The sequence below is a fragment of the Methylobacterium sp. CCH5-D2 genome, from assembly GCF_001556475.1.
In the GTDB taxonomy this organism is placed as follows: Bacteria; Pseudomonadota; Alphaproteobacteria; order Rhizobiales; family Beijerinckiaceae; genus Methylobacterium; species Methylobacterium hispanicum.
Genome location: NZ_LSIX01000861.1, coordinates 23,035 through 48,235, shown reverse-complemented (window position 1 = coordinate 48,235; position 25,201 = coordinate 23,035). Strand labels below are relative to the sequence as shown.

General features: G+C 73.6%; 23 protein-coding genes, 1 tRNA gene and 1 other annotated feature. Of the genes, 16 read left to right on the top strand and 8 right to left on the bottom strand.

Going from position 1 to position 25,201, the window contains the following annotated elements; all coding sequences use genetic code 11:
- Positions 1–12: 12 nt before the first annotated feature.
- The 3 genes from pufL to pufB form a co-directional block, all read right to left on the bottom strand.
- Positions 13–840, bottom strand: coding sequence for a photosynthetic reaction center subunit L (gene pufL, locus AX737_RS22890; RefSeq protein WP_066925238.1), 828 nt, complete (start codon positions 838–840; stop codon positions 13–15).
- Between the two features lie 88 nt (positions 841–928).
- Positions 929–1,111 (bottom strand): light-harvesting antenna LH1, alpha subunit, encoded by a 183-nt coding sequence (pufA, locus tag AX737_RS22885; RefSeq protein ID WP_066925235.1) that lies wholly within the window; start codon positions 1,109–1,111, stop codon positions 929–931.
- An 11-nt stretch (positions 1,112–1,122) separates the two neighbouring features.
- Positions 1,123–1,380: a light-harvesting antenna LH1, beta subunit gene (pufB, locus tag AX737_RS22880; RefSeq protein ID WP_066925275.1), complete on the bottom strand. Its 258-nt coding sequence runs from the start codon at positions 1,378–1,380 to the stop codon at positions 1,123–1,125.
- Between the two features lie 151 nt (positions 1,381–1,531).
- Here pufB and AX737_RS22875 point away from each other — a divergent pair, with 151 nt between their 5' ends.
- From AX737_RS22875 to AX737_RS22865, 3 genes are all read left to right on the top strand, one after another.
- Complete coding sequence (locus tag AX737_RS22875) at positions 1,532–3,292, top strand: hypothetical protein (RefSeq protein WP_156453897.1); 1,761 nt, start codon at positions 1,532–1,534, stop codon at positions 3,290–3,292.
- Between the two features lie 60 nt (positions 3,293–3,352).
- Positions 3,353–3,631, top strand: coding sequence for a hypothetical protein (locus AX737_RS22870; RefSeq protein WP_066925232.1), 279 nt, complete (start codon positions 3,353–3,355; stop codon positions 3,629–3,631).
- Between the two features lie 96 nt (positions 3,632–3,727).
- Positions 3,728–3,783: a sequence feature (sul1 is cis-regulatory element that is thought to sense ions involved in sulfur or methionine metabolism; They are found in Alphaproteobacteria), on the top strand.
- A 62-nt stretch (positions 3,784–3,845) separates the two neighbouring features.
- Positions 3,846–5,327, top strand: a complete 1,482-nt coding sequence (locus tag AX737_RS22865) for a SulP family inorganic anion transporter (RefSeq protein WP_066925229.1) — start codon at positions 3,846–3,848, stop codon at positions 5,325–5,327.
- A gap of 81 nt (positions 5,328–5,408) precedes the next feature.
- On the opposite strand, the gene AX737_RS22860 is transcribed toward AX737_RS22865, so the two are convergent.
- A complete protein-coding gene (locus tag AX737_RS22860) occupies positions 5,409–5,861 on the bottom strand; it encodes an OsmC family protein (protein ID WP_066925226.1) in 453 nt (150 codons plus the stop codon).
- A gap of 201 nt (positions 5,862–6,062) precedes the next feature.
- Between AX737_RS22860 and AX737_RS22855 the strand changes: the two genes are divergently transcribed.
- Entirely contained in the window at positions 6,063–6,419 is a 357-nt protein-coding gene (locus tag AX737_RS22855; protein WP_245293492.1) for a hypothetical protein, read from the top strand.
- Between the two features lie 180 nt (positions 6,420–6,599).
- A complete protein-coding gene (locus tag AX737_RS22850) occupies positions 6,600–7,997 on the top strand; it encodes a 3-deoxy-7-phosphoheptulonate synthase class II (RefSeq protein WP_066925224.1) in 1,398 nt (465 codons plus the stop codon).
- Between the two features lie 191 nt (positions 7,998–8,188).
- On the opposite strand, the gene AX737_RS22845 is transcribed toward AX737_RS22850, so the two are convergent.
- On the bottom strand, positions 8,189–10,933 hold the full coding sequence (locus tag AX737_RS22845; RefSeq protein ID WP_156453896.1) for an EAL domain-containing protein: 2,745 nt from the start codon (positions 10,931–10,933) through the stop codon (positions 8,189–8,191).
- A gap of 325 nt (positions 10,934–11,258) precedes the next feature.
- On the opposite strand from AX737_RS22845, the gene AX737_RS22840 reads away from it, so the two are divergent.
- The 5 genes from AX737_RS22840 (at position 11,259) to AX737_RS22820 (ending at position 15,683) form a co-directional block, all read left to right on the top strand.
- Positions 11,259–11,618 (top strand): plastocyanin, encoded by a 360-nt coding sequence (locus AX737_RS22840; protein ID WP_066925218.1) that lies wholly within the window; start codon positions 11,259–11,261, stop codon positions 11,616–11,618.
- 353 nt (positions 11,619–11,971) lie between these two features.
- Positions 11,972–12,283, top strand: coding sequence for an acyl carrier protein (locus tag AX737_RS22835; protein WP_066925215.1), 312 nt, complete (start codon positions 11,972–11,974; stop codon positions 12,281–12,283).
- Positions 12,280–13,470: a beta-ketoacyl-[acyl-carrier-protein] synthase family protein gene (locus AX737_RS22830; RefSeq protein WP_066925212.1), complete on the top strand. Its 1,191-nt coding sequence runs from the start codon at positions 12,280–12,282 to the stop codon at positions 13,468–13,470. The genes AX737_RS22835 and AX737_RS22830 overlap by 4 nt, the downstream gene beginning before the upstream one ends.
- A gap of 74 nt (positions 13,471–13,544) precedes the next feature.
- Complete coding sequence (locus AX737_RS22825; protein WP_066925209.1) at positions 13,545–14,093, top strand: MaoC family dehydratase; 549 nt, start codon at positions 13,545–13,547, stop codon at positions 14,091–14,093.
- Positions 14,094–14,249: 156 nt separating this feature from the next.
- On the top strand, positions 14,250–15,683 hold the full coding sequence (locus tag AX737_RS22820; protein ID WP_066925206.1) for an FAD-binding oxidoreductase: 1,434 nt from the start codon (positions 14,250–14,252) through the stop codon (positions 15,681–15,683).
- Between the two features lie 48 nt (positions 15,684–15,731).
- Here AX737_RS22820 and AX737_RS22815 read toward each other — a convergent pair whose 3' ends face one another.
- Positions 15,732–17,006, bottom strand: a complete 1,275-nt coding sequence (locus AX737_RS22815; protein WP_066925203.1) for an efflux RND transporter periplasmic adaptor subunit — start codon at positions 17,004–17,006, stop codon at positions 15,732–15,734.
- Between the two features lie 180 nt (positions 17,007–17,186).
- Positions 17,187–17,261 (bottom strand) — tRNA-Val (locus tag AX737_RS22810).
- A 215-nt stretch (positions 17,262–17,476) separates the two neighbouring features.
- On the opposite strand from AX737_RS22810, the gene AX737_RS22805 reads away from it, so the two are divergent.
- The 3 genes from AX737_RS22805 to AX737_RS22795 all read left to right on the top strand — a co-directional run bounded on the left by AX737_RS22805 (position 17,477) and on the right by AX737_RS22795 (position 20,965).
- A complete protein-coding gene (locus AX737_RS22805; RefSeq protein WP_066925200.1) occupies positions 17,477–17,794 on the top strand; it encodes a SelT/SelW/SelH family protein in 318 nt (105 codons plus the stop codon).
- 143 nt (positions 17,795–17,937) lie between these two features.
- Positions 17,938–20,100 (top strand): HWE histidine kinase domain-containing protein, encoded by a 2,163-nt coding sequence (locus AX737_RS22800; RefSeq protein WP_066925267.1) that lies wholly within the window; start codon positions 17,938–17,940, stop codon positions 20,098–20,100.
- Between the two features lie 10 nt (positions 20,101–20,110).
- Entirely contained in the window at positions 20,111–20,965 is an 855-nt protein-coding gene (locus tag AX737_RS22795) for an alpha/beta hydrolase (RefSeq protein WP_066925197.1), read from the top strand.
- A 40-nt stretch (positions 20,966–21,005) separates the two neighbouring features.
- Here the strand turns inward: AX737_RS22795 and AX737_RS22790 are convergent, their stop codons facing one another.
- A complete protein-coding gene (locus tag AX737_RS22790; protein ID WP_066925193.1) occupies positions 21,006–21,404 on the bottom strand; it encodes a DUF3775 domain-containing protein in 399 nt (132 codons plus the stop codon).
- 366 nt (positions 21,405–21,770) lie between these two features.
- Here AX737_RS22790 and AX737_RS22785 point away from each other — a divergent pair, with 366 nt between their 5' ends.
- From AX737_RS22785 to AX737_RS22775, 3 genes are all read left to right on the top strand, one after another.
- Complete coding sequence (locus AX737_RS22785) at positions 21,771–23,159, top strand: hypothetical protein (protein ID WP_245293491.1); 1,389 nt, start codon at positions 21,771–21,773, stop codon at positions 23,157–23,159.
- 389 nt (positions 23,160–23,548) lie between these two features.
- Entirely contained in the window at positions 23,549–24,694 is a 1,146-nt protein-coding gene (locus AX737_RS22780; protein WP_066925190.1) for a GGDEF domain-containing protein, read from the top strand.
- A gap of 30 nt (positions 24,695–24,724) precedes the next feature.
- On the top strand, positions 24,725–24,928 hold the full coding sequence (locus tag AX737_RS22775; protein ID WP_066925187.1) for a SlyX family protein: 204 nt from the start codon (positions 24,725–24,727) through the stop codon (positions 24,926–24,928).
- Positions 24,929–25,201 lie beyond the last annotated feature (273 nt).

Sequence of the window (25,201 nt, the reverse complement as noted above, 5' to 3'; positions counted from 1 at the left end):
GCCCCCTCCCCTTCAGCGCCAGACCGGCAGGTTCAGCCACCAGCCCCACCATTCGGGCCAGCCGCGGGTCCAGAACGGCCCGCTGATCACGATGCAGACCGCGCTCCAGAACCCGGCCGAGAGCGCCAGGAACAGGCCGAGCCGGTGGATGCCGAGCGTGCCGATCGAGTAGCCGATCGTGTCGCGGAAGAAGGTGTCCTCGTGCTCGGGCGTCTTGACGACGTTGTCGTCCTTCGGCGGATTGGTGGACGACAGGATCAGCGAGCCGTGCAGCGCCAGCGCGAAGGTCGTGGTGAAGAAGAACGTCACCGCGAGCATGTGCGCGGGATTGTAGTGGAAGTGGAGATACTGGTAGCCGGTGTTGGAGACCCAGTCCAAGTGGCTCAGGATCCCGTACGGGAAGCCGTAGCCCCAGGCACCCATGAGAAGCGGGCGCACCACCACCAAGACCACGTAGGCGAAGATCGCCACCGAGAAGGCGAAGGGCACGTGGTAGCCGATGCCGAGCTTGCGGCAGATCTCGACCTCGCGCAGGGCCCAGGACGCGAAGGCCCCGATCGCGCAGATCGTGATGATCTGCCAGAGGCCGCCCTCCTTGAGCGGCGCCAGCGCCAGCCCGTACTTGAGGTCGGGCGGCGCGATGTTGATCTGCCAGATGTTCCAGGTCGGCCCGATCGCCGCTCCGTAGAGGATCAGCGCGGTGCCGAGCACCGAGAAGAACAGCGTCGTGACCCCGAAGAAGCCGACGTAGAAGGGCCCGACCCAGAAGTCGAACAGGTCGCCGCCGAGGAGCGTGCCGCCCCGGACCCTGTATTTGCGCTCGAAGCTCAGCATCGCCATGGCGCGTCTCCTCCCGGGACGGGCTTTTCAGACCGTGCGCGTGGGTTGGTCGTGTGGGCCGCGGCGCCGGGGCGCCGCGGCCGGTCGGTCAGGCCGGCATCTGCGGCAGGACGAGGCTCTGCGCCTGGGCGGCGCGCTTGGGCCCCTCCAGCCAGTTGAACCGGTCCGTCGAGAGCAGGATGAAGTGGATCAGCAGCGCCAGCACGAACAGGAAGGTGAACAGGGCCACCAGGGTGCGGCGCGGGTCGAACAGGAGCCAGACCTTGTGCACGGGATCCTCCCTCAGCCGATGAGCGTGGTGAGGGCGCGGACGGTCTCGCCCGCCCCCTCAAGGGACGCGTAGCCCTGCGGGCCGGGCAGCCAGGGCCGCCACAGCCAGACCAGGATGTGGGCCACCACGGCGATCGCCGTGAAGACGATGAAGCTCGTCAGGAAGATCGCGTGGAACTCCTTGGCCTCCGCTTCCGTCAGCCCGGACAGGCTGCTCGGTCTTTCCAGATGTGTTCCGCTCTGCGTTGCGGACTGCATTCCGCTTGCCATCGGTCGAACCTCCGTTGTTGGCCGCCCCATTCGAGGGCAGCGGACCCCGCCGGAACCCGAGGCGATCCCGGCGGGCCTTCCCCGGATCCACCGGACGGAAGCGTCGCGGGGCCGCTGGGCGGCCCGGAACTCTCGGGGTGAGCGTCACCCCATGGTGGTGCGCCTCACGGAGGATCGCGAGGGCGAACCCTGGTTGCGGGTCGCCGCGCGGGGCCGCGATCTCGCGGCCCGGGGCGAGGCGCCGGGCGAGGCCGAGCGCGCCGCCGCCCTGACGCGGCTCGCCGCCCTGCCGAGCCCGCGCCGGATCGTCTCCGACATCGGCCTCGTCGAGACGGCCGCGCCCTTCGTCTGGTCGGCGGAGCGCACCGGGACGGGCGTCGCACTCACCGGAAGCCGCCCGGCCGAGATCGGCCGCCGCGCCTTCGAGGCGGTGCTGGTCGCCGCCCTGCCGGCCGGCGCGGCCCTCGACGACGAGGCCCGCGCCGCCCGCGGCGCCCCGCCGGACTTCCCCGCGGCCGCCGCCTACGCCGCCGCGAAACTGTCGCGCCTCGCCCCCGGCGCCCGGGTCAGCCTCACCGACACCGTGATCTCGGCCTCCGGCGAGGCGGTGGACGTGGAGGCCTACGACGCGCTGCGCGCCGGCCTCGGCGAGCCGCCGCGCGGCTACAGCATCGGGCGCATCGACATCTTGCCGCCGAGCGTGGCCGATTTTCGCTTCGGGGTGGAGCGCGTGTCCGGCGGCGGTCTCGTGCTCACGGGCAACACGGTCTCGGAGAGCGCGCGGGCCGAGATCCGGCGGGCGGCCGCCGAGGCCGCGGGCGGCGCCTTCGTGGACGACCGCACCCGGACCGCGCGCGGCCTGGCCCCCGGGATCGAGCCGCGCGCGCTGGCCGGGGCGATGCTGGCGCTCGCCGACCTCCTGCAGAGCGGGCGCGTCGCCTTCGAGAACGGCCGGGTCACCGTCACGGGCGACGCCCTCGACGCGCAGGCGGTGGGCGAGGCCGAGGCGCTGATGCGCGCGCGCCTGCCCAAGGGAGTCGCGGCCGGCACGATGACGCTCGCGGTGCGGCCGCTCTCGCCCTACCGGGTGAGCCTGCGCCGCGAGGCCGACAGCGTCGTGGTCGCGGGCCACCTGCCGAGCCCGGAGGCGCGCGAGCGGCTGTTGGCGGCCCTGCGCGCGCGCTTCTTCCGCGAGCGCGTCCTCGACCGAACCCGCTTGGCGGACGGCGCGCCGCCGAACCTCGCCGCCGCCCTGGAGGCGGCCGTGCCGGCGCTGGCGAACCTCGCCGAGGGCGAGATCGCGGTGGCGGACGCCCAGCTCGCGCTCACCGGCGAGAGCCTCTATCGCGAGAGCGCCGCGCGCGTGGCCGAGAGTCTGCCCCGGGCGCTCCCCGCGGGCTGGACCAGCCGGGTCGCGGTGCTGCCGCGCGGGGCCGCGCCGCGGCGCGACGCCGAGTCCTGCCGCGCGGGCTTCGACGCCGCCTGGAACGAGCGCCTCCGCTTCGAGCCCGGCAGCACCGCCCTGACGGCGGCGATGTACCCGATCCTCGACGCCGCCGCCGCCCTCGCGAAGGCCTGCCCAACCCTGCGGCTCGCAGTGACCGGCCACGCCGACCCGCCGGGCACCAAGCGGCCGCAGGACGTGAAGCCGCCGGAGCCCGCACCGGAGCCCAAGCCGGCCGAGGCTCCGGAGAAAGGCACGAAGGGAAAGGCGGCCAAGGGCAAGCCGGCGGCGAAGTCCGCCGCGAAGCCGGAGCCGGCACCGGAGCCCTCCGGCGAGGATCTCGCCCGGCTGCGCGCCCAGGCGGTTCTGGACTATCTCCTCCAGGCGGGCGCGGGCGCCGATCAGGTGGCGCTCGGCGACGGGCCGGCGGGCGAGCGCCGCAGCGTGGCCCTGGCGCCGAGCCCCTGACCCATCCTTGCGCCGGACGCGCCCGCATGCCAGCCGCGGGCCGCTGGGAGGTGACGCCGCGTGATCGTTCTGTTGGCCGGCCTCTGGCCGGGACTAGCCGTGGCCCTCCTCCTCGGGCTCGGCATCGGCGCCCTCTCGGGCTGGCCGCGGGACCGCGCGGTCCCGCTCGGCCTCGCCGCCGCCGTGCTCGGCCTCGGGGGCGTCGCCGCCGCGGGGCTCGTCACGGGGGTGGCCGGCCTCTGGCTGGACGGCGGCGCGCTGATGCTCGCGGCCTACGCGGCGGGCTGCGCGCTCGGCAGCCTGGTGCGCCCCGACCGCACCGGCCCGGACGGCGCCTGAGGCGAAGCAGGGACGCGGTGGGGGACGCGACAGCGGACGCGGCGCGCCCGCAACATGTTGCGATGCACCGCAAGTCTGCTAGACCGCCCTCATCCGCCTGGACCCGGTGAAAGCCCGGGTGGCTCTTCCGGCCGCCGATCCGCCGGACCACGCAATCGAGACCGTCCGTACCCCCACGCGCCGCGTGCGGGCCGACGTCTCCTGCGGACATTCCATGACCCGTTCCCCAGCCCAACCGCGCGCCGGCCTCACGCGCCTGCGCGCCGACATCCTCTCCGGCATCGTCGTGGCCCTCGCCCTGATCCCCGAGGCGATCGGCTTCTCCGTCATCGCCGGGGTCGATCCGAAGGTCGGCCTCTACGCCTCCGTCGTCATCGCCTGCGTGATCGCGGTCGCGGGCGGGCGGCCCGCCATGATCTCGGCGGCGACCGCCGCGACGGCGGTCGTGATGGTCGATCTCGTGCGCGACCACGGCGTGCAGTACCTGTTCGCCGCCACCATCCTGATGGGTCTGCTGCAGATCCTCGCCGGCCTGCTCAGGCTCGGGCGGCTGATGCGCTTCGTCTCGCAATCCGTGATGACGGGCTTCGTCAACGCGCTCGCGATCCTGATCTTCCTGGCGCAGCTGCCGGAACTCACCGGCGTCACCCCGGCGACCTACGGGCTGATCGCGCTGGGGCTCGCCATCATCTACGGCGTCCCGCGCATCACCCGGGCGGTGCCGTCTCCGCTGATCGCGATCGCGGCGCTCACCGCGATCACCGCTCTGTTCCACCTCGACGTGCGCACGGTCGCGCATCTCGGCGCGCTGCCCTCGGCGCTGCCGAGCTTCGCGCTGCCGGACGTCCCCCTCACCTTCGAGACCCTGCGCATCATCCTGCCCTACGCGGCGACGCTGGCCGCGGTCGGCCTGCTGGAGAGCCTGCTGACGGCCCAGATCGTGGACGACATGACCGACACGCCGAGCGACAAGAACCGCGAATGCGCCGGCCAGGGCGTGGCCAACATGGCCTCGGCGCTCTTCGGCGGCATGGGCGGCTGCGCGATGATCGGCCAGTCGGTGATCAACGTCTCGTCGGGGGCGCGCGGCCGGCTCTCGACCTTCGTGGCGGGCAGCGCCCTGCTCGTCCTCCTGGTCGCGCTGCAGGACCTGCTGGCGATCGTGCCCGTGGCGGCGCTGACCGCCGTGATGATCATGGTCTCGCTGAACACCTTCCAGTGGCGCTCGCTCCTGTCGTTGCGCACCAACCCCCTGCCCTCCTCGGCCGTGATGCTGGCGACCGTGGCGGTCGTCGTCGCCACGAAGGACCTCGCCATCGGCGTCCTCGTGGGCGTGCTGCTCTCGGGCGTGTTCTTCGCCGGCAAGGTCTCGCGGCTCAGCCGCGTCACGTCCGATCTGTCGGCGGACGGCCGGGTGCGGACCTACCGCGTCACGGGCCAGATCTTCTTCGCCTCGGCCGGCGGCTTCGGCGATGCCATCGACGTGCTGGAGCCGCTCGAGGGCATCGTCATCGACGTGCACGCGGCCCATTTCTGGGACATCTCCGCCGTCGGCGCCCTCGACCGCGTGGTGACGAAGGCGCGCCGCCAGGGCCGGCAGGTCACGGTGATCGGCCTGAACGCGGCCAGCGCCACGCTGGTGGAGCGCTTCGGCACGCACGACAAGGAGGGCGTGCCGTCCCAGCCCGCACATTGAGCGGGGCCCCCTCTCGCCGCGCGGGGAGAGGGGATCCGAGAGAGGATCCAGGACGGCGGACGCGATCGACCGGCTCCGACCTCAGGCCACCACCACCTCGGTCGTGACCGAGTTCGCGATGAAGCACTCCGCGTGCGCCTCGTGGTGGAGGCGGGCCAGCGCCTCCGCATCGGGCTCGCCGCCCGCCCAAGCGATCTCCGGGCGCAGCGTCACCCGCGTCACCGCCCGGCGGCCCGGGGCGATCTCCGCCAACACGCCCTCGGCGCGGTCGCGGTAGGCGCCGACGACGAAGCCCGCCAGCCGGGCGCGGTGCAGGAAAGTCAGCATGTGGCAGCTCGACAGGGCCGCCACCAGCATCTCCTCCGGGTCGACCGCCGCGGGCACGGCCCATCTGCCGACGACGTGGGGCGAGGCGGAACCGGCGAGCGTCGCGCCGCCGTCGAAGCTCAGGCTGTGTCCGCGGCTGTAGCGTCCGTTCGGGAAATCCTCACCGGGCCGAAGGGCCCAGGCGATCTCGGCGATGTGCGTCGACATGATCCCATCCCTGAATTCATCCCGCCCCCGGGCGCCCTGCTCGCGCGGGACGTGTCGCCGGACACGCCGGGAGAGCCATCCGGCGCCTGCGGGACCGCCGACGCGGCCACCGCGGGAACCGGACCGCGCGCACGCCGCGTTCTGATCCTCGAGCAGGAGCCTTCAGGCTCCCCCCACCGAACACCGACAGGGTGCAACCCGATGCCCCATCCTGACAACCGACCCCACCGCGGGCTGCGTCCACGTGCCGGCGGGCCCGCGACCGCCCTGTTCGTCGCCATCCTGGGCGTCTGCGCGGCCGCGCCGTTGGGCGCCCGCTTCGTCGCGCCGGCCTCGGCCCAGTCGGCCGCGAGCCGGATCGATCAGCCCACCGCCGGCACCCTGCCGCCGGGCACCACGACCGTGAAGGAGGCGCATCCGGAGGCGCCCCACAAGCCGAACGACGGCGTGTCGGCCCCGCGGGCCCTCAAGCCCTCGACCGCCGTGACCCCGGACGAGGGCGGCGGGCGCGTCAACCCGAAGGACCACCTGCCGGGCTCGATGCGAAGAGGCGGTTGATCGCGGCGGTTGATCGCGGCGGCCGATCCAAGCGGCGGCTTCCGACCGGTGTCGCCCGCGCGCGACGCCGGGCGGAGGCGCGCATCGAACACTCGCAAAGCCCTCGGAACCTCCCTATAAGCGCCGCTTCGCGCGAGGATTCGCGCCAAACGACGCCGCGAGGTGGCGGGAGTTACGATCATGGGCGAGCGTTCGACGTCAAAGACTTGGTCTCCGAAGAGCTGGCGCGGTCTGCCGATCCAGCAGGTCCCGGCTTATCCGGATGCCGCCGTGCTGAAGGCGGTCGAGGACCAGATCGCGAGCTTTCCGCCCCTGGTCTTCGCCGGTGAGGCCCGCAAGCTGAAGGCGTCGCTCGCGCGCGTCGCCGCGGGCGAGGCCTTCCTGCTCCAGGGCGGCGACTGCGCCGAGAGCTTCGACGAGCACTCCGCCGACAACATCCGCGACTTCTTCCGCGTCTTCCTGCAGATGGCGCTGGTGCTGACCTTCGCGGGCGGCTCGCCCGTGGTGAAGGTCGGGCGCATCGCGGGCCAGTTCGCCAAGCCGCGCTCCTCGCCGACCGAGACGCTCGACGGCGTCTCGCTGCCGAGCTACCGCGGCGACATCGTCAACGGCATCGGCTTCACGGACGAGGCCCGCGTGCCGGATCCCCGCCGCCAGATCGAGGCCTACCGGCAGTCGGCCGCGACCCTGAACCTGCTGCGCGCCTTCGCGACGGGCGGCTACGCCAACCTCGACAACGCGCACCGCTGGATGCTGGGCTTCGTGAAGGACTCGCCCCAGTCCTCGCGCTACCAGGACGTGGCCGGCCGGATGTCGGACGCGCTGCACTTCATGCAGGCGATCGGGATCAACCCCGAGACCCACCAGGAGGTGCGCACGACCGATTTCTACACCAGCCACGAGGCGCTGCTGCTCGGCTACGAGGAGGCGCTGACCCGCGTCGATTCGACCTCCGGCGATTGGTACGCCACCTCGGGCCACATGCTGTGGATCGGCGACCGCACGCGCCAGCCCGACCACGCGCACGTGGAATACGCCCGCGGCATCCGGAACCCGATCGGCCTGAAGTGCGGCCCGTCCATGACCGCCGAGGGGCTGATCGGCCTGATCGACCAGCTTAACCCGGAGAACGAGGCGGGGCGCCTCTCGCTGATCTGCCGCTTCGGCGCGGACAAGGTGGGCGAGCACCTGCCGAGGCTCGTCCGGGCGGTGGAGCGCGAGGGCCGCACGGTGACCTGGGTCTGCGACCCGATGCACGGCAACACGGTCGCGGCCGGCCGCTACAAGACGCGGCCGTTCGAGCGGGTGATGCAGGAGATCGAGGGCTTCTTCGGCGTGCACCGCGCGGAAGGCACGGTCGCGGGCGGCATCCACCTGGAGATGACCGGCAAGGACGTCACCGAGTGCACGGGCGGCGCCCGCGCGCTCACCGCCGACGACCTGCAGGACCGCTACCACACCTACTGCGACCCGCGCCTCAACGCGGAGCAGGCGCTGGAGGTGGCCTTCCTGACGGCCGAGCTGATCAAGCGGGAGCGCGCCGAGATCGAGCGCCCCCGCCTCGACGCGGCCGAGTGATGCGACCGGCCGGCGGCGGGTCCCGCCCGCCGCCGGCCCGGCTCAGCGCAGCCAGCCGGTGAAGAAGTAGATCAGGAGGATGATCGGCAGCGGTATGCCGATCAGCCAGAGCAGGCCACCTTTGAGCATCGCGGAACTCCTACAACTGCAAGCTGCATTCAACGGGGCGGCTCAGCGGAGGGTTCCCAGTCTCAGGCTATGGCGCGCTGGATGGCGCCGTTCCAGCGCCGGATGACGGCCGGCACGTCCTCGACCGGCACCGGGCGGCTGAACAGGTAGCCCTGGACCTCGTCGCAGCCCTCGGCGCGCAGCGTAGCGAGCTGCGCCTCCGTCTCGACGCCCTCGGCGGTGGTCGTCATGCCAAGGCTGTCGCCGAGCCCGATCACCGCGCGCACGATGAAGTCGGTCCCGTTCGGGCCGCCGAGGTCGCGCACGAAGGACTGGTCGATCTTGATCTTGTCGAAGGGGAAGGAGCGCAGGTAGCTCAGCGACGAGTACCCGGTGCCGAAATCGTCCATCGAGACCCGTACCCCTAAGCCCTTCAGGCTGTGCAGGATCGCGGTCGTCGCGCCGGGATTGGCCACCAGCACGGATTCGGTGATCTCCAGCTCCAGGCGGCGGCCCGGCAGGCCGGAATTGCGCAGCGCGTCGCGGACCGCCGTCACGAGGCTCGCCGAGGTGAACTGCACCGCCGAGACGTTGACCGCGACCTTGATCCCGTCCGGCCAGCGGCTCGCCTCGTCGCAGGCCCGGCGCAGCACCCACTCGCCGAGCGGCACGATCAGGCCGATCTCCTCCGCCACCGGGATGAACTCGGCCGGCGACACCCGGCCGCGGGTCGGGTGGTTCCAGCGCAGGAGCGCCTCGAAGCCGCAGATCCGGTCGGAGGCGAGGTCGTAGATCGGCTGGTAGTGCAGCTCGAAGGCCTCGGCGGCCAGCGCCGCGCGCAAATCCTGCTCGACGAGGCGGCGCGCCTGGATGCGCGCGTCCATCTCCGGCTCGAAGAACCGGAAGGCGCCCCGCGCCTCGAGCTTAGCCCGGTCGAGGGCCATGTCGGCGCTCTTGAGGAGCCGGTCGCAGCTCGAGCCGTCGCCGGGCGCCAGCGCGATGCCGAGCGTGAGCCCGAGCGTGACGCCGTGGCTCGTGAGGCGGTAGGGGGCGCTCACCACGTCGAGGATGCGGCGGGCGAGGATGGCGGCCTCCTCCGGACCCTCGACCCCGCGCTGCAGGATGGCGAACTCGTCGGCGCCGACGCGGGCGACGCCGTCGATCTCGCGCACGCAGGCCGAGAGGCGGTTGGCCACGGCCTGCAGCACCTCGTCGCCGACCGCGCGGCCGAGCGTGTCGTTGATCGGGCGGAAGCCGTCGATGTCGAGGGAGAACACCGCGAAGCCGCCGCCGTCGCGGCCGGCCTGCGCCATCGCGGCATCGACCTGCTCGCCGAACTTCACCCGGTTGGGCAGGCCGGTCAGCGCGTCGTGGTGGGCGAGGAAGGCGATGCGCGCCTCGGCGCGGCGCTGCTCGGTGACGTCCTCGTAGGTGGCGACGAACCCGCCCTCTCGCGTCTCGCGCGCCGCGATGGCGACGACGCGGCCGTTGCCGAGTTCCTGGAACAGGGTGCTGGCGAAGGCCTTGCGGCCCTGGCGCATCAGCTCGGCGACGCCGCGGCCCGGATGATTGCCGGCCTCGATGCTGCGGGTCACGACCTCTTCGGCGCTCATGCCGGGGACCACCGCCTCGGCGGGCAGGCCGTAGATCTCGCAGTAGCGCCGGTTCACCACCATCAGGCGGCGGCCGGCATCGTAGAGGCACAGGCCCTGGGACATGTTGTCGAGCGCCGCATCGAGGCGGTTGTTGGTCTCGGTGAGGCGGTCCTCCTGCTCGCGGACGAGGCTCACGTCGGTGCAGACCGCCACGAAGCCGCCGTTCTGCACGGCGCTGCGGCTGACCCGCAGGCGGCGCCCGTCGGGCAGGCGCGTCTCCCCGTCCCGGGCGAGCGCCCGGGCGTAGTCGGTCGTCGGGGCGGCGCCTGTCCCCGGCATCGCCGCGGTGCCGGCCTGCACGGCGCCGCCGAGGCCCTCGAAGAACTCCAGCGCCCGGGCGTTGGCGAGCACGATGCGCCCCTGCCCGTCCACGACGACGATGCCCTCGCGCGAGCTCTGGAGCGCGTCGGCGAGCAGCGTCTCGGCCGAGCGGCGCTGGCTGACCTCGCGCTCCATCATCGCCTGGATGTTGTCGCGCATCTGCGCCATGGCGGTGAGCAGGCGGCCGAGCTCGCCCCGGCCGCCGGCCGGAACCGCGACGTCGAGCCGGCCCGCCGCGATGCGCTGCGCCACGGCGGAGGCCGCGCCGAGCGGCCCGACGATGCGCCGGTGCAGCAGCCACGCGACGAAGCCCGCGAGCAACAGCGCGGCGCCGGTGGCGGCGGCGTTGAAGCGGATCTGCTCGTCGACGAGGGTCCGGGCGGCCTGCCGGAACGTGAAGCCGTCGCCGGCCGTGTAGTTCACCAAGAGGTCGATCTGCGCGTCGACGGCGGCCGCCTGCCGGTCGAGGGCGGCCCAGGCCTCGCTGCGGCCCGCGCGGGGCCCGGGCGCGACGGCGCGGCGCATCTCGTCCCAGGTCGCTACCGCCGTCTGCACCCCCTCGCCGGCCCGCACCGCCCGCTCCGACTGCGCGCGCTCGACCGCGATGGCGAGATCCTCCGCCAGCGCCGTGGCCAGGTCCGTGATCTCGCCGTCGAGGCTCGCGACGACGGCGGGCTCCGCGGCCACGCTGCGCCGGGCGAAGGCGGCGCGCATCTTGGCGAAGTCCGCCGCGGTGGCCCGCGCGTAGTTGATGGACATCAGCGACTCGTCGTAGGTCCGGTAGACGAGATCGCCGACGCGCTGAATGCCGCCGATGGCGTAGAGGCCGAGCGCTCCGGTCAGGAGGCTCATGGTCAGGAACGCGAACAGGATCCGGCCGCGGATCGTCGCCGCCGCGTTCCCGATCCGCCGCCATGCCCGCCCGCCGGATGGCGGATGCGGCGGCAATCCCTGCCGTTCCGTGTTCCGTTCCAAGGCAACCCTGCCAAGTTGTGGCCCGCTCGCCGAGCAGGTTCTCGCAGGATGCGTGCAAGATCTTAAGAGGCGATTAGCCTCGGCCGAACCGAGCAGGCGCACGGCATCTCGTTCATCCCGCACGGCGTCGCAGCACGACAACATTTCATCAATCGCACCTCCGCTATGCTGACACTCCCGACAGGTTTTGCCAGACGCCCCCATGCGCCCGCTCCCGCGACGCCTCGCCCTCCCCGCCCTGGCGCTCGCCGCGGGCATGACGACCGGCGCCCTGGTGACGGCCGCGCTCGCGCTCGCGGGGCCGGAGGGTTACGTCGTGTCCCAGAAGGGGCGCGCCTTCCAGCCCGGCAGCCTCGTGGTCGGGCGCGGCGACACGGTCACCATCGTCAACGACGACAGCGACCTGCTGCACCACGTCTACATCGAGTCGGAGGCCTTCACCTTCGACTCCGGTGATCAGGCACCGGGCAGCCGCACGCCGATCGTGTTCCGGAAATCCGGGACCTTCCTGGTGCTGTGCGGCATCCACCCGAAGATGAAGCTCCTGGTCCGGGTGAACTGACGACACCTCGCCTCCGCGACCCCGTCCCTGCGATGTAGCCCGGGGCCGGCTCGGCGCTGCCTCGGGCCGGGGCGCCGTCCGCTCGCGCGGCGCGCGCGGTCCCGCGCCTGCGGGATCGATCCGCGACCGCAGCGACCGCAGCGCCGCCCGTCCTGCGCCCTGGCCCCACACGATTCGTCCCGGCAGGGATCGCCGCCACCCGGCGCCGCGGGAGAAGCGCGAATCGAAACAACCGCTAGTTGAGCATTGAGATTTACTATGAACACCATTCAACATTCGACATCCAATAAACGACTTGCGGAATGACGACCGAATATTGAAACTGATCTCGTTCTTGCGAGAGGAGTTCTCACATGGCCGCTACCGCCGCGATCCTACCCGCCGCCCAGATCGGATCCGATGCCGGCGACGAGGTGGTCACCAGCGTCTTCGAGATCGCCAAGAAGTATCTGAAGACGGCCGACGCCGACTGGAACACCGAGACCCGGCTGGAGGAGGCGCAGATCGACTCCCTCGACTTCGTCGAGCTGGTCTTCGAGATCGAGGACAAGTTCGGCATCGAGCTGAACTTCAACGCGAACGAGCAGCCCGTCGGCGAGATGACGTTCGGCAACGTCGTCGCGCTGATCCGGAGCGCCCTCGCGCGCAAGGCCCGCACCGCGTGAGTGCCGTCGTCGTCTCCGGCCTGGGCGTCGCGGCCCCCTGCGGTCTCACCGTCGCGGATTTCTGGTCGAGCCTCGTCGCGGGCCGCCCGGTCTTCACCCCGGCGCGCGCGCTGCCGGAGTCGGGCGTCATCGCCGCCGAGATCCCGGTCGCCGCGGATTTCTCCGACCTGCCGATCCCGATGCCCGGCGCCTGCGACCGCAACGCCCTCCTGGCGGTCGCGGCCGCGCGCGCGGCCATGGCGGATGCCGGCCTGGCGCCGGGCTCCGTGGCCCCCGAGCGCGTCGCGGTGGTGATCGGCAACGGCGGCGGCGGCCTCACCAGCCTCGACACCCAGTACGAGCGCCTGTTCGTGGAGAACAAGCGGCCGCACCCGTTCTCGGTGGTGCGGGCGATGGGCAGCTCCGCGGCGAGCTGGGTCTCGATCGCGTTCGGGGCGCAGGGGCCGTGCTTCGTGGTGGCGAGCGCCTGCGCCTCGGGCACGCAGGCGATCGGCGTGGCGGCCCAGCTCGTGCGCGCCGGAATCGTCGATGTGGCGATCACGGGCGGCACCGAGGCGCCGCTCTCCCGCGGCACGCTGATGGCCTGGAACGCCATGAAGATCATGAGCCGCACGGGCTGCCGCCCGTTCTCGCGCGACCGCGACGGACTGGTCGTCGCGGAGGGCGCCGGCATCGTGATCCTGGAGCGCGAGGCGCATGCCCGCGCGCGCGGGTGCAGGCCGCAGGTCGCGGTGGCGAGCCTCGGCGCGGGCGCGGATGCGGGCGACATCGTCGCCCCCTCGGCGGACGGCATGGCCCGCGCGATGCGCGCGGCCCTGGCCGAGGCCGACCTCGCACCGGCCGACATCGCCTACGTCAACGCGCACGGGACGGGGACGCGGGCGAACGACCTGACGGAGGTCCAGGCCCTGCGCTCGGTCTTCGGCAGCGCCCCGCCCCCGGTCTCCTCGACGAAGGCGGTGACGGGCCACGCGCTGGGCGGGGCCGGCGGGCTGGAGGCCGTCGCGACCGTGCTGGCGATGACGCACGCCCTGGCGCCGCCGACCGCCGGCCTGACCGATCCCGATCCCGACCTCGACATCGACGCGATCCCGGTGGAGGCGCGCCCCATGCCGATCCCGGCGGCGATCTCGAACTCGTTCGCGTTCGGCGGCCTCAACGCGAGCCTCGTGCTGCGTCAGATCTGATGGGGCACCTGCCGGACGGAACGGTGGCCTGCCGGGGCGCTGGCGGTCGCCATAGCGGCCAAAGGACATCCGGAATGACGCGCGCGCAAACCCTCCCCCGGCCCGAGCCGGACAGCGCCGGGCAGGCCCCGCCGACCGGCACCGAGGCCTTCCTCGCCGACCTCCGCGGCCGGGTCGGCACCGAGGTCGGCGCCTCGGCCTGGACCCTGGTCGATCAGGCCCGGATCGACCGGTTCGCCGAGGCCACGGGGGACCGGCAGTTCGTGCACGTCGATCCGGCGCGGGCCGCGGCCGAGACGCCCTTCGGCGGGACGGTGGCGCACGGCTACCTCACCCTGTCGATGCTCGGCGGGGCGGTGGGCGAGGCCCTGCCGGCCCACCCGTGCGTGCGGGCGGTGCTCAACATGGCCGCCGACAAGGTTCGCTTCCTGAGCCCCGTCCGGGCGGGCACGCGCGTGCGCGCGGTCTTCACGCTCAACGGGGTCGGCGCGCTGCCGGGCGGCAAGGCGGCGCTGCGCCTCGGCGCGACGGTGGAGGCCGAGGGCGGCGCGCGCGCGCTCACCGCGGAGCTGACCCTGATGCTCCTGCTCGAGGAGCCCGCCGGGCCGACGCCGCACCCGTGAGCGCGGCGTCGCGCGGGAGCGCGCCGAAGCCGTTGCGGCCCGGATCCGACCCGATACAGTGACGCGCCGTGCCCGCCGGGCGTCGGCGCGGGGGCGTCCGCCTCCGGCCCTGCCCGCGGGCCCTGCCCGTGACCTGCCGCGAGCCACCCCATCCGGATGCCAGACCTGTCCTCCGCCGGCCTCGAACCCTTCCGCGCGCTGCTCGGCGAGGGCGGCCTCGTCACCGATGCCGACAGCCTGACCCGCTACACCCATGACCAGCGCGCCCTGATGCGGGGGCAGACCCCGGGCGTCCTGCGCCCGCGCTCGACCGGGGAGGTCCAGGAGATCGTCCGCCTCGCCGGCCGCCTCGGCTTCGGCCTCGTGCCCCAGGGCGGCAACACCGGCTATGTCGGCGGCGCCACGCCGGAGCCCGGCCGCGGGCAGCTTGTCGTGAGCCTGGAGCGGATGAACCGGGTCCGCGACGTCGATGCCACCGGCTTCACCCTCGCCTGCGATGCCGGCACCATTCTGGCCGACGCGCAGGCCGCCGCCGAGGCCCGGGGCTGCCTGCTGCCGCTGAGCCTGGGCGCCGAGGGCAGCTGCCGCCTCGGCGGCAATGTCGGCACCAATGCCGGGGGCTTGCAGGTGCTGCGCTACGGCATGACGCGCGACCTCGTGCTGGGCCTGGAGGTCGTGCTGCCGGACGGGTCGCTCCTCTCCGACATGCGGACCTTGCGCAAGAACAACATCGGCTACGACCTGAAGCAGCTCTTCATCGGGGCCGAGGGCACGCTCGGCATCGTCACCGGCGTGGTGCTCAAGCTCTGGCCCGCCCAGACCCGGCGCGCCACGGCCTGGATGCAGCTCGCGGCCGACGCGCCCATTCCCGAGATCGCGGCCCTGGTGCGCCGGGAGACCGCGGACCTCGCCTCGACCTTCGAGCTCATCTCAGCCTCGTCGCTGGCGCTCGTCGCCGAGATGCGCGGCGCCGAACTCGGGCTCGCGGCCGGTCCCGGCGGCGCGGTGCTGCTCGAACTCTCGGCCTCCTCGGAACGCATCCCCCTCGACGACATCCTCCTGGGGACCCTGGAGGCGCTGATGGAGGCCGGCCATGTCGAGGACGCGGTGCTCGCCCAGTCGGAGCGGCAGCGGCGCGAGATGTGGACGATCCGCGAGACGATCCCCGAGGCGGAGAAGCACGCGGGCGGGTCGGTGAAGCTCGACATCGCGGTCCCGACCTCCGCCGTATCCCGCTTCCTGGACCGGGCACGGGCGCTCGTGGAGGCCGAGGCGCCGGGGACGCGCCTGTCGTTCTACGGCCATGTCGGCGACGGCAACATCCACTTCAATCTCATGGTGCCGGCGGGAAGCGACCGGCTCGCCTACACCGCGGCGGTCGATGCGGGGATCGCCCACGCGGTCTACGCGGTGGCGATCGACCTCGGCGGCAGTTTCAGCGCGGAGTACGGCATCGGCCGCTTCAAGCGCGGCCTGCTCGCGCGCTACGGCGACCCGGCCCGCCTCGCCCTGATCGAGGCGGTGAAGCGGGCCGTCGATCCGCAGGGCCTGATGAACGCGGGCGCGATGACCGGGTCGTCCGGCGCCTGACCCGCCGCATCACCGCAGCGGGGGCGCCCCGCCCCGGATCCCGGTCCCCTACCCGTTCGCCGCCTGCATCGGCCGGTCGCGCTCCGGCTCGTCGCCGCGCTCGTAGGCCTGGCCGTCCCGCAGGTCGGCCGGCGGGCTCAGGACCACGCGCTCGCGGCCCTCGAGCCCCTGATCGACCTCGATGGTCTGGCCGAAATCGCGCTTGACCCGGACGCTGCGCCACGCGACCCGTCCGTCCTCTCCGGCGAGCGCCACCTGCGTGCCGCGCTGGTTGAACACCAGCGCCTCGGCCGGGATCGTCACGCCGGGCTCGGTCCGCGGGATCTGCAGGGTGACGTAGACGTAGAGGCCGGCCCTGAGCGCCCCGTCCGGGTTCGGTACGTCGACCTGCGTGGTCAGCGTCCGGGAGGCGGTCAGCAGCGCCACCGAGGAGCGCTCGACCACTCCCCGGAAGGTGCGGTCCGGGATCTGGGGCACCCGGATCGCGGCCTCGACGCCGGGCCTGACCCCGACCGCCGCGTTCTGGGGCACGTTCACGCTGATGCGCAGCACGTCGTCCCGGTCCATGCTGAGGAGCGGCGTGCCGCCCCCGTCCGCGCGCACGAGGTCGCCGACCTCGACGCTGCGCGTGGTCACCACCCCGTCGAAGGGTGCGACCACGTCCTTGAAGCCGGTGAGCGCCTTGAGGCGGTCGACGGTCGCCTCCTGGGCCTTGAGGTTCGCCTCCGCGACCTTCACGCCCGCCTCGGCGGCGGCGAGGGTGGCGGTCTGGCTCAGCACGCTCGCCTGGGTGTTGTCCGCCGTCTGGCGCGAGGCCCAGCCCTGCGTGGCCAGCGTCGAGGTGCGGCTGTTGGTGGCGTTGGCGAGGTTCACGTTGGCGCGGGCCTGATCGACCTGCGCGCGGGCCTGGAGGAGTTGCGCCCGCATCTGCCCGACCTGCGCCTCGGCCTGCGCGAGCTGCTGGTCGAGGTCGGGCGCGGCGATGCGCAGGAGCACGTCGCCCGCCTTGACCCGGGAGCCCAGATCGACCCGCCGCTCGGCGACGTAGCCGGTGGCGCGCGCCGCGATCGCCGCGCGGGCATAGGCCTGGGTCTCGCCCGGCAGGGTCAGGTCCATCGGCTTCTCGGTGCGCTGCGCGCCGGCGGTGCGCAGGCGCGGCACGAAGCTCTTCGCCTTGCGCTGGGTCTCGGCCGCGGCCTCGGCCTGGCGCCAGTGCCCGTAGCCGCCCCAGCCGACGAGCCCGAGGACGAGCGCGGCCGCCAGCAGGAACGGGCCCTTGCGGGGCGGACGTGGGATATCGCGCGCGTCGCCGTGAGCCTTCATGATCCTCGGGCTCTCAGCGGCCGATCGGGTGCACGGTATACCGGGACGGCCGAGCCGAACAGCGTGCCGCGCGGCCGCAGGCCTGCGGGAGGACGGGTCCGACGGGGTGAGGCGCGTTCATGGCGCGGCCTCTAGCGGACGGCGGTTTCCGCTTTGTGTCGATCGGGTCGGGGGAGGATATGGTGGACGGTGCAGGGATCGAACCTGCGACCTTTCCCGTGTGAAGGGAACGCACTACCGCTGTGCTAACCGTCCGTACCGGGCCCGGGGCGTGTGCCCGGGGCCTGCCGGGGCCGCCGTGCGGCCCGGATGGCGGCCTTCTAGGGCGCGGCGGGCGGTGCCGTCAAGGCGTCTCGTGCGCTTCCCGGACGCTTCCCGGACGCGTCCCGCGCGTTTCCCGGGCGCGCGACGGCGGCGGGCGAAATGTCCGAACGGTTGACAATCCGTCCGTCGCGAGGCGCAGTCCCTGGATGGAGCCTCAGGATCCGACGACGGCCCCGCCCGAGCCCCGACCGCCGGGACCGCGCGTCGCCATCACCTACTGCACCCGCTGCAACTGGCTGCTGCGGGCGGCCTGGATGGCGCAGGAGCTGCTCTCGACCTTCCGGGACGACCTCGGCGAGGTGGCGCTGGTCCCGGCGACCGGAGGCGCCTTCAGCATCGCGGTCGGCGGGGAGATCGTGTGGGAGCGCGTGCGCGACGGGGGCTTCCCGGACGTCAAGGCGCTGAAGCAGCGCGTGCGCGACCGCCTCGACCCGGGCCGCGATCTCGGTCATATCGACCGCTGACCAACCGGCGGGCCGGCAATGAGATTCAAGGGCGGAACCCGATCGATGCCGGCGCCGGAGAGCGGGCGTGACCCGCGGGGGCGTGCGTGAGCCCGGAGACCGACCCGCACCCGCAGACGCCCGCGGACCCGTCCGCGCAGACGATTCCGGCGCGCAGGGCCTGGCTCGGGCGGCTCGGCCGCAACGGCTTCTCGACCCAGTTCTACCTGGTGGCGCTGGTGGTGGCGCTGATCGGTCCCGGCCTCCTGTTCACCGCGATCCTGCTGATGCGCTACGCCGCCGCCGAGCGCGCCCGCTTCGAGCAGGACGCCCGCGAGAACGTGCGCGGCATCGCCCTCTCGGTCGATCGCGACACCGCCGGGCTGGTCTCCGTTCTGCAGACGCTCGCCACCTCCCCGCGGCTCAAGGCCGGCGACTTCGAGGCCTTCGACGCGCAGGCGCGCCTCGTGCGCGACGCGATCGAGCTCGACATCGTCCTGCGCCGGCCGGACGGGCAGCAGCTCGTCAACACGGGGGTCAAGCGCGGCGCGCCGCTGCCGGTGACCCCGATGCCCTTCGACGCCGAGGTCGCCAGCGGCAGCCAGCGCGCGATGGTCTCGGGCTATCTCGCCGGGCCAAGCCCCGACCAGGCGGGCTACGCCGTGGCGGTGCCGGTGCAGGTCGAGGGCGAGGTCGCCTACATCCTCGGCTTCCGGGCGCCGCTCGCCCGCCTCCAGGGGATCCTCGCCCGCGAGGTGGTCGAGGGCTGGACCACCGGCATCTCCGACCGCGACCAGCGCGTGCTCGCCCGCCTGCCCGATCCGGCCGCCGTGGTGGGGCGCCAGCGCCTCGCCACGCTCCGCCAGGTCCAGAGCGAGACACCCGGCGTCTGGGAGGGCAAGGACCGCCAGCACCGGCCGGTCATGGTGGTGGAGGCGCGCTCGCGGCTCACCGGCTGGACCGTCGGGGCCAGCATCCCCAAGACCCTGGTGGATGCGCGCACCCGCCGCTGGACCTGGGCCTTCGGCGGCTTCGGGCTCCTCGTGCTCGCCACCTCCTCGCTGCTCGCGGTGAACCTGTGGTCGCGGGTCTCGCGGCCGCTGCGCCAGCTCGCGGCCTCCGGCCCGGCCCTGTCGCGGGGACAGGCCATCCCCCGCATCGCCTCGCCGGTGCACGAGATCCGGCGGCTCGGCGATGTGCTGTCGGACGCCTCTCTCCGCCTGCGCACCCGCGAGGCGGAGCGCGACCGCGCCCTCGACGAGACCCGGCGCGGCCTCTCGGCCCTGCGCGAGAGCGAGGCGCGCTTCCGCCACATGGCCGATTCCGCCCCGGCCCTGATCTGGATGACGGACGAGACCGCCGAGGTCAGCTTCGTCAACATGCATTTCGACCACCTCTTCGGCATCCCGGCGGCGGACCTCGCGAATTCGGGCTGGCACCGCATCGTCCACCCGGACGACCTCGAGGCCTTCTCGGGCGCCTTCTCGGACGCCTTCGCGGCGCGCCAGACCTTCCGGACCGAGATGCGGGTGATCGACCGGCACGGGGCGACGCGCTGGCTGCGCTGCGAGGGCGTGCCGCGCCTCGACGATGCCGGCCGCTTCCTCGGCTATACCGGCTGCAACGTGGACATCACCGACGCCAAGCTCGCCGAGGAGCACCTGCTGCTCCTGATCCACGAGCTGAACCACCGGGTGAAGAACACGCTCGCCACGGTGCAGTCGATCGCCAGCCAGTCGCTGCGCGGCCTCGACGGCCCGGCGGCGGACGCGGCGCGCGCGGCCTTCGAGGCGCGCCTGCTGGCGCTCGCCCGCGTCCACGACGTGCTCACCCGCGAGAGCTGGGAGGGTGCGGAACTCGGCACCGTGGTGGCCGACGCGATCCGCCCGCTCGACGCGAGCGAGCCCGGCCGCTCGCGCTTCGACGTGGAAGGCCCCCCCTTGCGCCTGCCGCCGCGGGTCGCGCTCTCGATCGCTATGGCGTTGCACGAACTCGGCACCAACGCGGTGAAGTACGGCGCGCTCTCGAACGAGAGCGGCCGCGTCGCCATCGCGTGGTCGGTCGCGCGCGGGCCCGAGACCCGCCTGACGCTGCGCTGGTCGGAGAGCGGCGGCCCGCCCGTCGCCAAGCCGACCCGCACCGGGTTCGGCTCGCGCCTGATCGAGCGGGGCCTCGCGCGCGAACTCGCCGGCGAGGTCCAGCTCGCCTACGAGCCGGGGGGCGTCGTCTGCACGATCGCGGCGCCGGTGCCGCCGCCGAGCCTGCTGGAGCGCAAGGCCGGCGCGACCACGCCGCCCCGCATCGCGCCGCTTCCGATGCCGGGCTGAGGAGGCCGCGATGGTGGAGCCCGGTTTCCGGACAGTCGATGTGGCCGGCGCGCGCCTCCACCTCGCCGAGGCCGGCCCCCCGGACGGGCCGCCGGTGATCCTGCTGCACGGCTTTCCGGAGTTCTGGTACGGCTGGCGCCACCAGATCGGACCGCTGTCGGAGGCCGGCTTCCGCCTCGCGGTGCCGGACCAGCGCGGCTACAACCTGAGTTCCCGGCCCGGGGGCATCGCGGCCTACCATCTCGACCGGCTCGCCGGCGACGTCGTGGCGCTCGGCCAGGCGCTGGGCCATGCCCGCTTCCGCCTCGTCGGGCACGATTGGGGCGGCCTCGTCGCGTGGTGGGTGGCGAGCCTCCATCCCGACCGGGTCGAGCGGCTGGCGATCCTCAACGCGCCCCATCCGGGCATCGTCGCGTCCTATGCCCGGCGCCATCCCGGGCAGTGGCTGCGCAGCCTCTACGTCGCCCTGTTCCAGATCCCGCGCCTGCCCGAGCGGCGGCTCCTCGCCGACCGCGGCGCGGTGCTGCGGCGAGCGCTGGCCGACACCGCCCGGCCGGGCGCCTTCACGCCGGCAGACCTCGACCGCTACGCCGAGGCCTGGGCCCGGCCCGGCGCCATGACGGCGATGCTCGACTGGTACAGGGCGCTCCGCCTGCCCCGGCGCCCCGCCCCGCGGGTGCGCGCCCCGACCCTGATCCTGTGGGGCCGGCGCGACCACGCCCTGCAGGCGGGCCTTGCCGAGGCGAGCCTCGCGCTTTGCGAGCAGGGCCGCATCCGCTGGTTCCCGGAGGCGACCCACTGGCTCCAGCACGAGGAGCCGGAGGCGGTGAACGCGGCGCTGATCGCCTTCCTGCGAGAGGGCTGAGCGGGAGCGGTTCCGGGTTCATCCATCCCGGATGCGGGCCTCAATCCTGCGGCAGGTCCGGCGTGATGCCGAGCCGGTCGAGGCCCTCGGACAGCAGGTCGCTGGCGTTGGGCACGCCGAGCAGCTCGCGCGCGGCGCCCTCTCCCGCGGCCTCCCGCTCGCGGGCGAAGCGCACCGCGTCGGCCCACTCCTCGGGCTCCATGTCCCCGCGGCCGACGTAGAGCAGCGCCAGGAGGTCGGCCCGCTCGTCGTCGTTGAGGCTGGCGATCACGTCGCGGATCTCGCGCTCCGTCTGGTCGTCGGTGCCGCCGACGAGCACGTCCGTCGCGCCGTCGTCGATCGGGTTCGAGCCCGAATCCGGGTCGGTCGGCCCCTCCTTCACCTCGACGGCCCTGAGCCGAACGATCATCTCGCTGACCTTGTCGACGGCGATATCCATTGAGCACTCCGATCCGGGGGCTCGCGCGGCCCCACTGACCAGCGACAACTTGCGAGGGGCCGCCCGGTTCGCCGCCCCCGTCCCGGGCCTCTCGCCCGCCGCCCGCGTGACCGGCCCGCTCCCTGCGTGATCTGCCGATCTTTCGGGCGCCGTCCGCACCGTCCACAAGCGGGGCGGATCGGGATGGGATCGCGGGCCGTTACAGGGCCGCGCCCGTCGCCGACGGGGCGGAACGACGGCAGCAGGATGAGCGCAGAGAGAACCGGAACCCCGCCCCCCGAAGCCGGCGCGCCGAGGGGCCGCCGACGCGGGTCCCAGCGGATCCGGACGTGGCTCCTGGCGGGCGCCCTCATCCCGGCGGGCGCGGTGCCCGCCTCCGCACAGGCGGCCGAGGGCTCGGTGCCGGCCTGCTTCCGCACGGCCGGCGGGGCGCTGGAGATCTGCCGAGACGGATCCGAGGCGGAGGGCGTCTACTGGGCGCCGCCGCCCTGCGCCTTCGCGCGCGGCGTCCAGATCCTGCGGCTCGGCAGCGGCAGCACGGCCGGTCCGCTCCAGGTGATCTACCACGGGGAGACGCCGGCCGAGGAGCGCCGCGGAGGGGAGGCCTGCGAGGCGCGGCGCGCCACCGACCCGATGGATTCCGGCGCGGTGCAGTCCGGCCGGGGCCTCGAGCAGCTCGCCACCACGATGCCGCCGGCCGTGCCCCGCCTCTGGGAGCGGCAGGCCGAGCCGGAGAAGCCCCAGTCCCGCCGCGCCCGGCGCGGGCGGGACGCGCCGGCCGAACCGGGGCCCGAGACCGAGCACGGCGTCGCCGCCCGCAACCCGATCGTCGTCGCCGGCCGCGACTGGGCGGGCGAGGCCTACTATCACGTCTTCCTGATCTCGACGGTGGGCGGCGGGGACGCGGCGCGTCGGGTCCAGGTGCAGGCCCGCACCTACGACTTCGAGAGCTTCGAGATCCGCAGCCGCGGCCCGGACGGCGGCGTCGCCTGGGTGCCGTTCGGCGAGGGCGCCGGCAAGGGGACCGGCAAGGGCGCGGACCGGCGTCGCGAGGCCGGCGCGCCCCCGGCCGCCGTGCTCGACGAGGGCGGCCGGCCGGTCGTCGGCAACTGCGCTGCCCAGCGCCTCGACGCGCAGGGGCTCAGCGGCTCGATCAGCGTGATCGATCAGACCTACCACTACGTCTACACCGACGTGATGCCGGAGGATTGCGGCGAGCCCGCGCCGCGGCGGCGCACGGCCCTCTATCTGCGCACCAGCCGCGACCTCGGCGCCGCGCGCGTCTGGTCGGCGCCCCGCACCCTGATGGCGGCGCTGCCGCCCGGCACGATGGTGCGCGCCGCCAAGGCCCGGGGCATGGACCGTTGGGTGATCTCCTATTCCTGCCGTCGCCCGGCCAACGCGCCCGGCGGCCCGGTGCCGGACATCTGCGTGCAGTACAGCGCCGACCTCACGCTCGACGCGCTCGCCGCCCTGAAGCTGTTCTCGGAGCCGGTCTCGGCCCAGCGCTCGCCGGCCTATCTGGGCCTGCGCTCGGGAGGCGACGGCAGCGGGCGCTTCAGCCGGGTGGCGCATTACTGGATGACCGACCGCTACGGGAACCTCGACGTGCCGGACGCCCTGTCGGCCAAGTCCGGCTTCCTCACCTGGCTGGACCGGCTCGCCCCGCGCCGCGACGGCAGCGCCGACTCGACCCTCTACGGCCGCCCGGTCTACTGGGGCACCTGGACGGCGCGCCCGGTCAGTCCGCGGTGAGCGGGCGGAAGGGGCGCGGGTCGCATCGTCCGACCTACCGAGGACCGTGACGCTCCCGTAGCATAGCCGCCTCGAGCCGAAGTCAGAGCAGGTCGCCCGCGCGCAAAGCCAAGTCAGGGACGGCCCTATCTCGCGGCTAAGCTTTGCTGTATAAGCGGCCTCATCAGGGTCTTGTCCCGATGCGACGGCCACGGCCGTCGTCGCGACGCGGATCCGCTGTGCGGCGGGTTCGCACGCCCGGCTCCCGGATCGCGCGGGAAGAAGGCGCGCGGCGGGATGGATCGGTTCCGGCGGTCCCGCCGTGGTGCCGGTCCCGGTCAAGCGTTTCGACCGGCCCACCGGATCCTCCGGTTCCGGTCCGTGGTCCCCGGGGGCAGGCACCCACAGCGATGCGGCTCGACATCACGACCCTGCTGATCGTGACCTTCGTGCTGACGCTCATGGTCGGCGGCCTGTTCCTGTTCGCCTGGCGCCAGCAGCGCGGGACCCCGGCCCTGCTGATCTGGGGCCTCGCTCACATCCTCGGCGCGCTCGGCTCGGCCGGTCTCGCCCTGCGCGGCCTGATCCCGGACGCGATCTCCATCGTCGTCTCCAATGCCGCGGTGCTCTCCGCCTACGGCCTGATCTGGAGCGGCGTCGAGGCCTTCGAGGGCCGCCGCGTCCGGCCGCTGCTCACCTTCGGCGGCGTGATCGCCTGGCTCGTCCTCTGCTGCGTGCCGACCTTCTACGCCACGATCGAGGCGCGGGTGATCTTCGCCTCCGCGCTCGCCACCGCCTACTGCACCGCCGCCGCGCTCGCGATCCGGGCCGGGCGGGCGGAGCCCCTGCCGTCCCGGACGGCCACCGCGGTCGTGCTCGCCGCCTACGCGGCCTGCTACGCGGCGCGCATCCCCGCGACGCTGCTGGTCCCCCTGCGCGAGACGCGCAACCCGCTCCAGTCCGAATGGGTCACGGGCCTGTGCTTCGCCGCGATGCTGTTCACGCTCGCGATCGCCTTCGGCTTCATCGCCCTGGTGAAGGAGCGGGCCGAGCACCGGCAGCGCATCGCCGCCTCGACCGACGCGCTCACGGGGGTCGCCAACCGCCGCGCCTTCGTGGCCGAGGCGGAGGAACGGCTCGCCCGCGGCGAGCCGGTGGCCCTGCTCCTGTTCGACCTCGACCACTTCAAGGTCGTCAACGACACCCACGGCCACGCGGTCGGGGACGCGGTGCTCGTCGCCTTCTGCGCGCTCGCCCGCGCCCTCCTGCCCGAGGCCGCGATCGGGCGCCTCGGGGGCGAGGAGTTCGCCTGCCTGATCGGGGACGACGGACCCGCCGCGGTGCTGGCCAGGGCCGAGCGGGTGCGCCGCGCCTTCGCGACGCTCGCGCTTCCCGAGTTGCCCGGCCTGCGGCTGGCGGCCAGCGCCGGCGTCGCGCGCGCGGCGGGCGGGGATTTCGACGCGCTGATGCGCCGGGCCGACCAAGCCCTCTACGCCGCCAAGCGCTCGGGCCGCGACCGGGTGGTGGCGGCCGCTCCCCTCCCCCGCGCGGCGTGATAGATCCCGGGCTCTGACCCCGGAGACGACATGAGCGACGAGGCCCGCCTCACCCGCCTGGAGATGCGCCTGAGCGAGCACGAGGCCACGATCGAGGACCTGAACCGCGTCGTGACGGAGCAGTGGCGGCTGATCGACCGCCTCGCCCGGCAGGTCGCGGCCCTGCACGAGCAGGTTGAGACGGTGGCCGAGCGCGTGCCGCGCGGACCCGAGCCGCCCCCGCCGCACTACTGATGCCGCCGGGGTTCCGAAGGCCCGAGGGCCTTCGGCTCGCTCTCGGGTGAGAGCCCCCTGGGCTTCGTCCGGGCCTTGCCTTGGCGCGCCGCAGCGGATACCTGTACCGGCTGATTGTGGGCGGTCCCGCCGGACCGCGATGCGTGGAGAGGCGAGCCTTGGCCGGAGCCGGCTCAGCAGCGTACGGGATCGAGCGTGCCGCGGGTGCGGCCGCCTGCTCGCGCGCGCTTCTCGCCAGCCTTCTCCTTACCCGCCCCTGAGGGCCGTCCGGGC

Bases quoted from the DNA above. Each gene is read 5' to 3' on its own strand.
- pufL (WP_066925238.1), bottom strand. From the start codon at position 840: ATGGCGATGCTGAGCTTCGAGCGCAAATACAGGGTCCGGGGCGGCACG.
- pufB (WP_066925275.1), bottom strand. From the start codon at position 1,380: ATGGCAAGCGGAATGCAGTCCGCAACGCAGAGCGGAACACATCTGGAA.
- AX737_RS22875 (WP_156453897.1), top strand. From the start codon at position 1,532: ATGGTGGTGCGCCTCACGGAGGATCGCGAGGGCGAACCCTGGTTGCGG.
- AX737_RS22865 (WP_066925229.1), top strand. From the start codon at position 3,846: ATGACCCGTTCCCCAGCCCAACCGCGCGCCGGCCTCACGCGCCTGCGC.
- AX737_RS22860 (WP_066925226.1), bottom strand. From the start codon at position 5,861: ATGTCGACGCACATCGCCGAGATCGCCTGGGCCCTTCGGCCCGGTGAG.
- AX737_RS22855 (WP_245293492.1), top strand. From the start codon at position 6,063: ATGCCCCATCCTGACAACCGACCCCACCGCGGGCTGCGTCCACGTGCC.
- AX737_RS22850 (WP_066925224.1), top strand. From the start codon at position 6,600: ATGGGCGAGCGTTCGACGTCAAAGACTTGGTCTCCGAAGAGCTGGCGC.
- AX737_RS22845 (WP_156453896.1), bottom strand. From the start codon at position 10,933: ATGAGCCTCCTGACCGGAGCGCTCGGCCTCTACGCCATCGGCGGCATT.
- AX737_RS22840 (WP_066925218.1), top strand. From the start codon at position 11,259: ATGCGCCCGCTCCCGCGACGCCTCGCCCTCCCCGCCCTGGCGCTCGCC.
- AX737_RS22835 (WP_066925215.1), top strand. From the start codon at position 11,972: ATGGCCGCTACCGCCGCGATCCTACCCGCCGCCCAGATCGGATCCGAT.
- AX737_RS22825 (WP_066925209.1), top strand. From the start codon at position 13,545: ATGACGCGCGCGCAAACCCTCCCCCGGCCCGAGCCGGACAGCGCCGGG.
- AX737_RS22820 (WP_066925206.1), top strand. From the start codon at position 14,250: ATGCCAGACCTGTCCTCCGCCGGCCTCGAACCCTTCCGCGCGCTGCTC.
- AX737_RS22815 (WP_066925203.1), bottom strand. From the start codon at position 17,006: ATGAAGGCTCACGGCGACGCGCGCGATATCCCACGTCCGCCCCGCAAG.
- AX737_RS22805 (WP_066925200.1), top strand. From the start codon at position 17,477: ATGGAGCCTCAGGATCCGACGACGGCCCCGCCCGAGCCCCGACCGCCG.
- AX737_RS22795 (WP_066925197.1), top strand. From the start codon at position 20,111: ATGGTGGAGCCCGGTTTCCGGACAGTCGATGTGGCCGGCGCGCGCCTC.
- AX737_RS22790 (WP_066925193.1), bottom strand. From the start codon at position 21,404: ATGGATATCGCCGTCGACAAGGTCAGCGAGATGATCGTTCGGCTCAGG.
- AX737_RS22780 (WP_066925190.1), top strand. From the start codon at position 23,549: ATGCGGCTCGACATCACGACCCTGCTGATCGTGACCTTCGTGCTGACG.
- AX737_RS22775 (WP_066925187.1), top strand. From the start codon at position 24,725: ATGAGCGACGAGGCCCGCCTCACCCGCCTGGAGATGCGCCTGAGCGAG.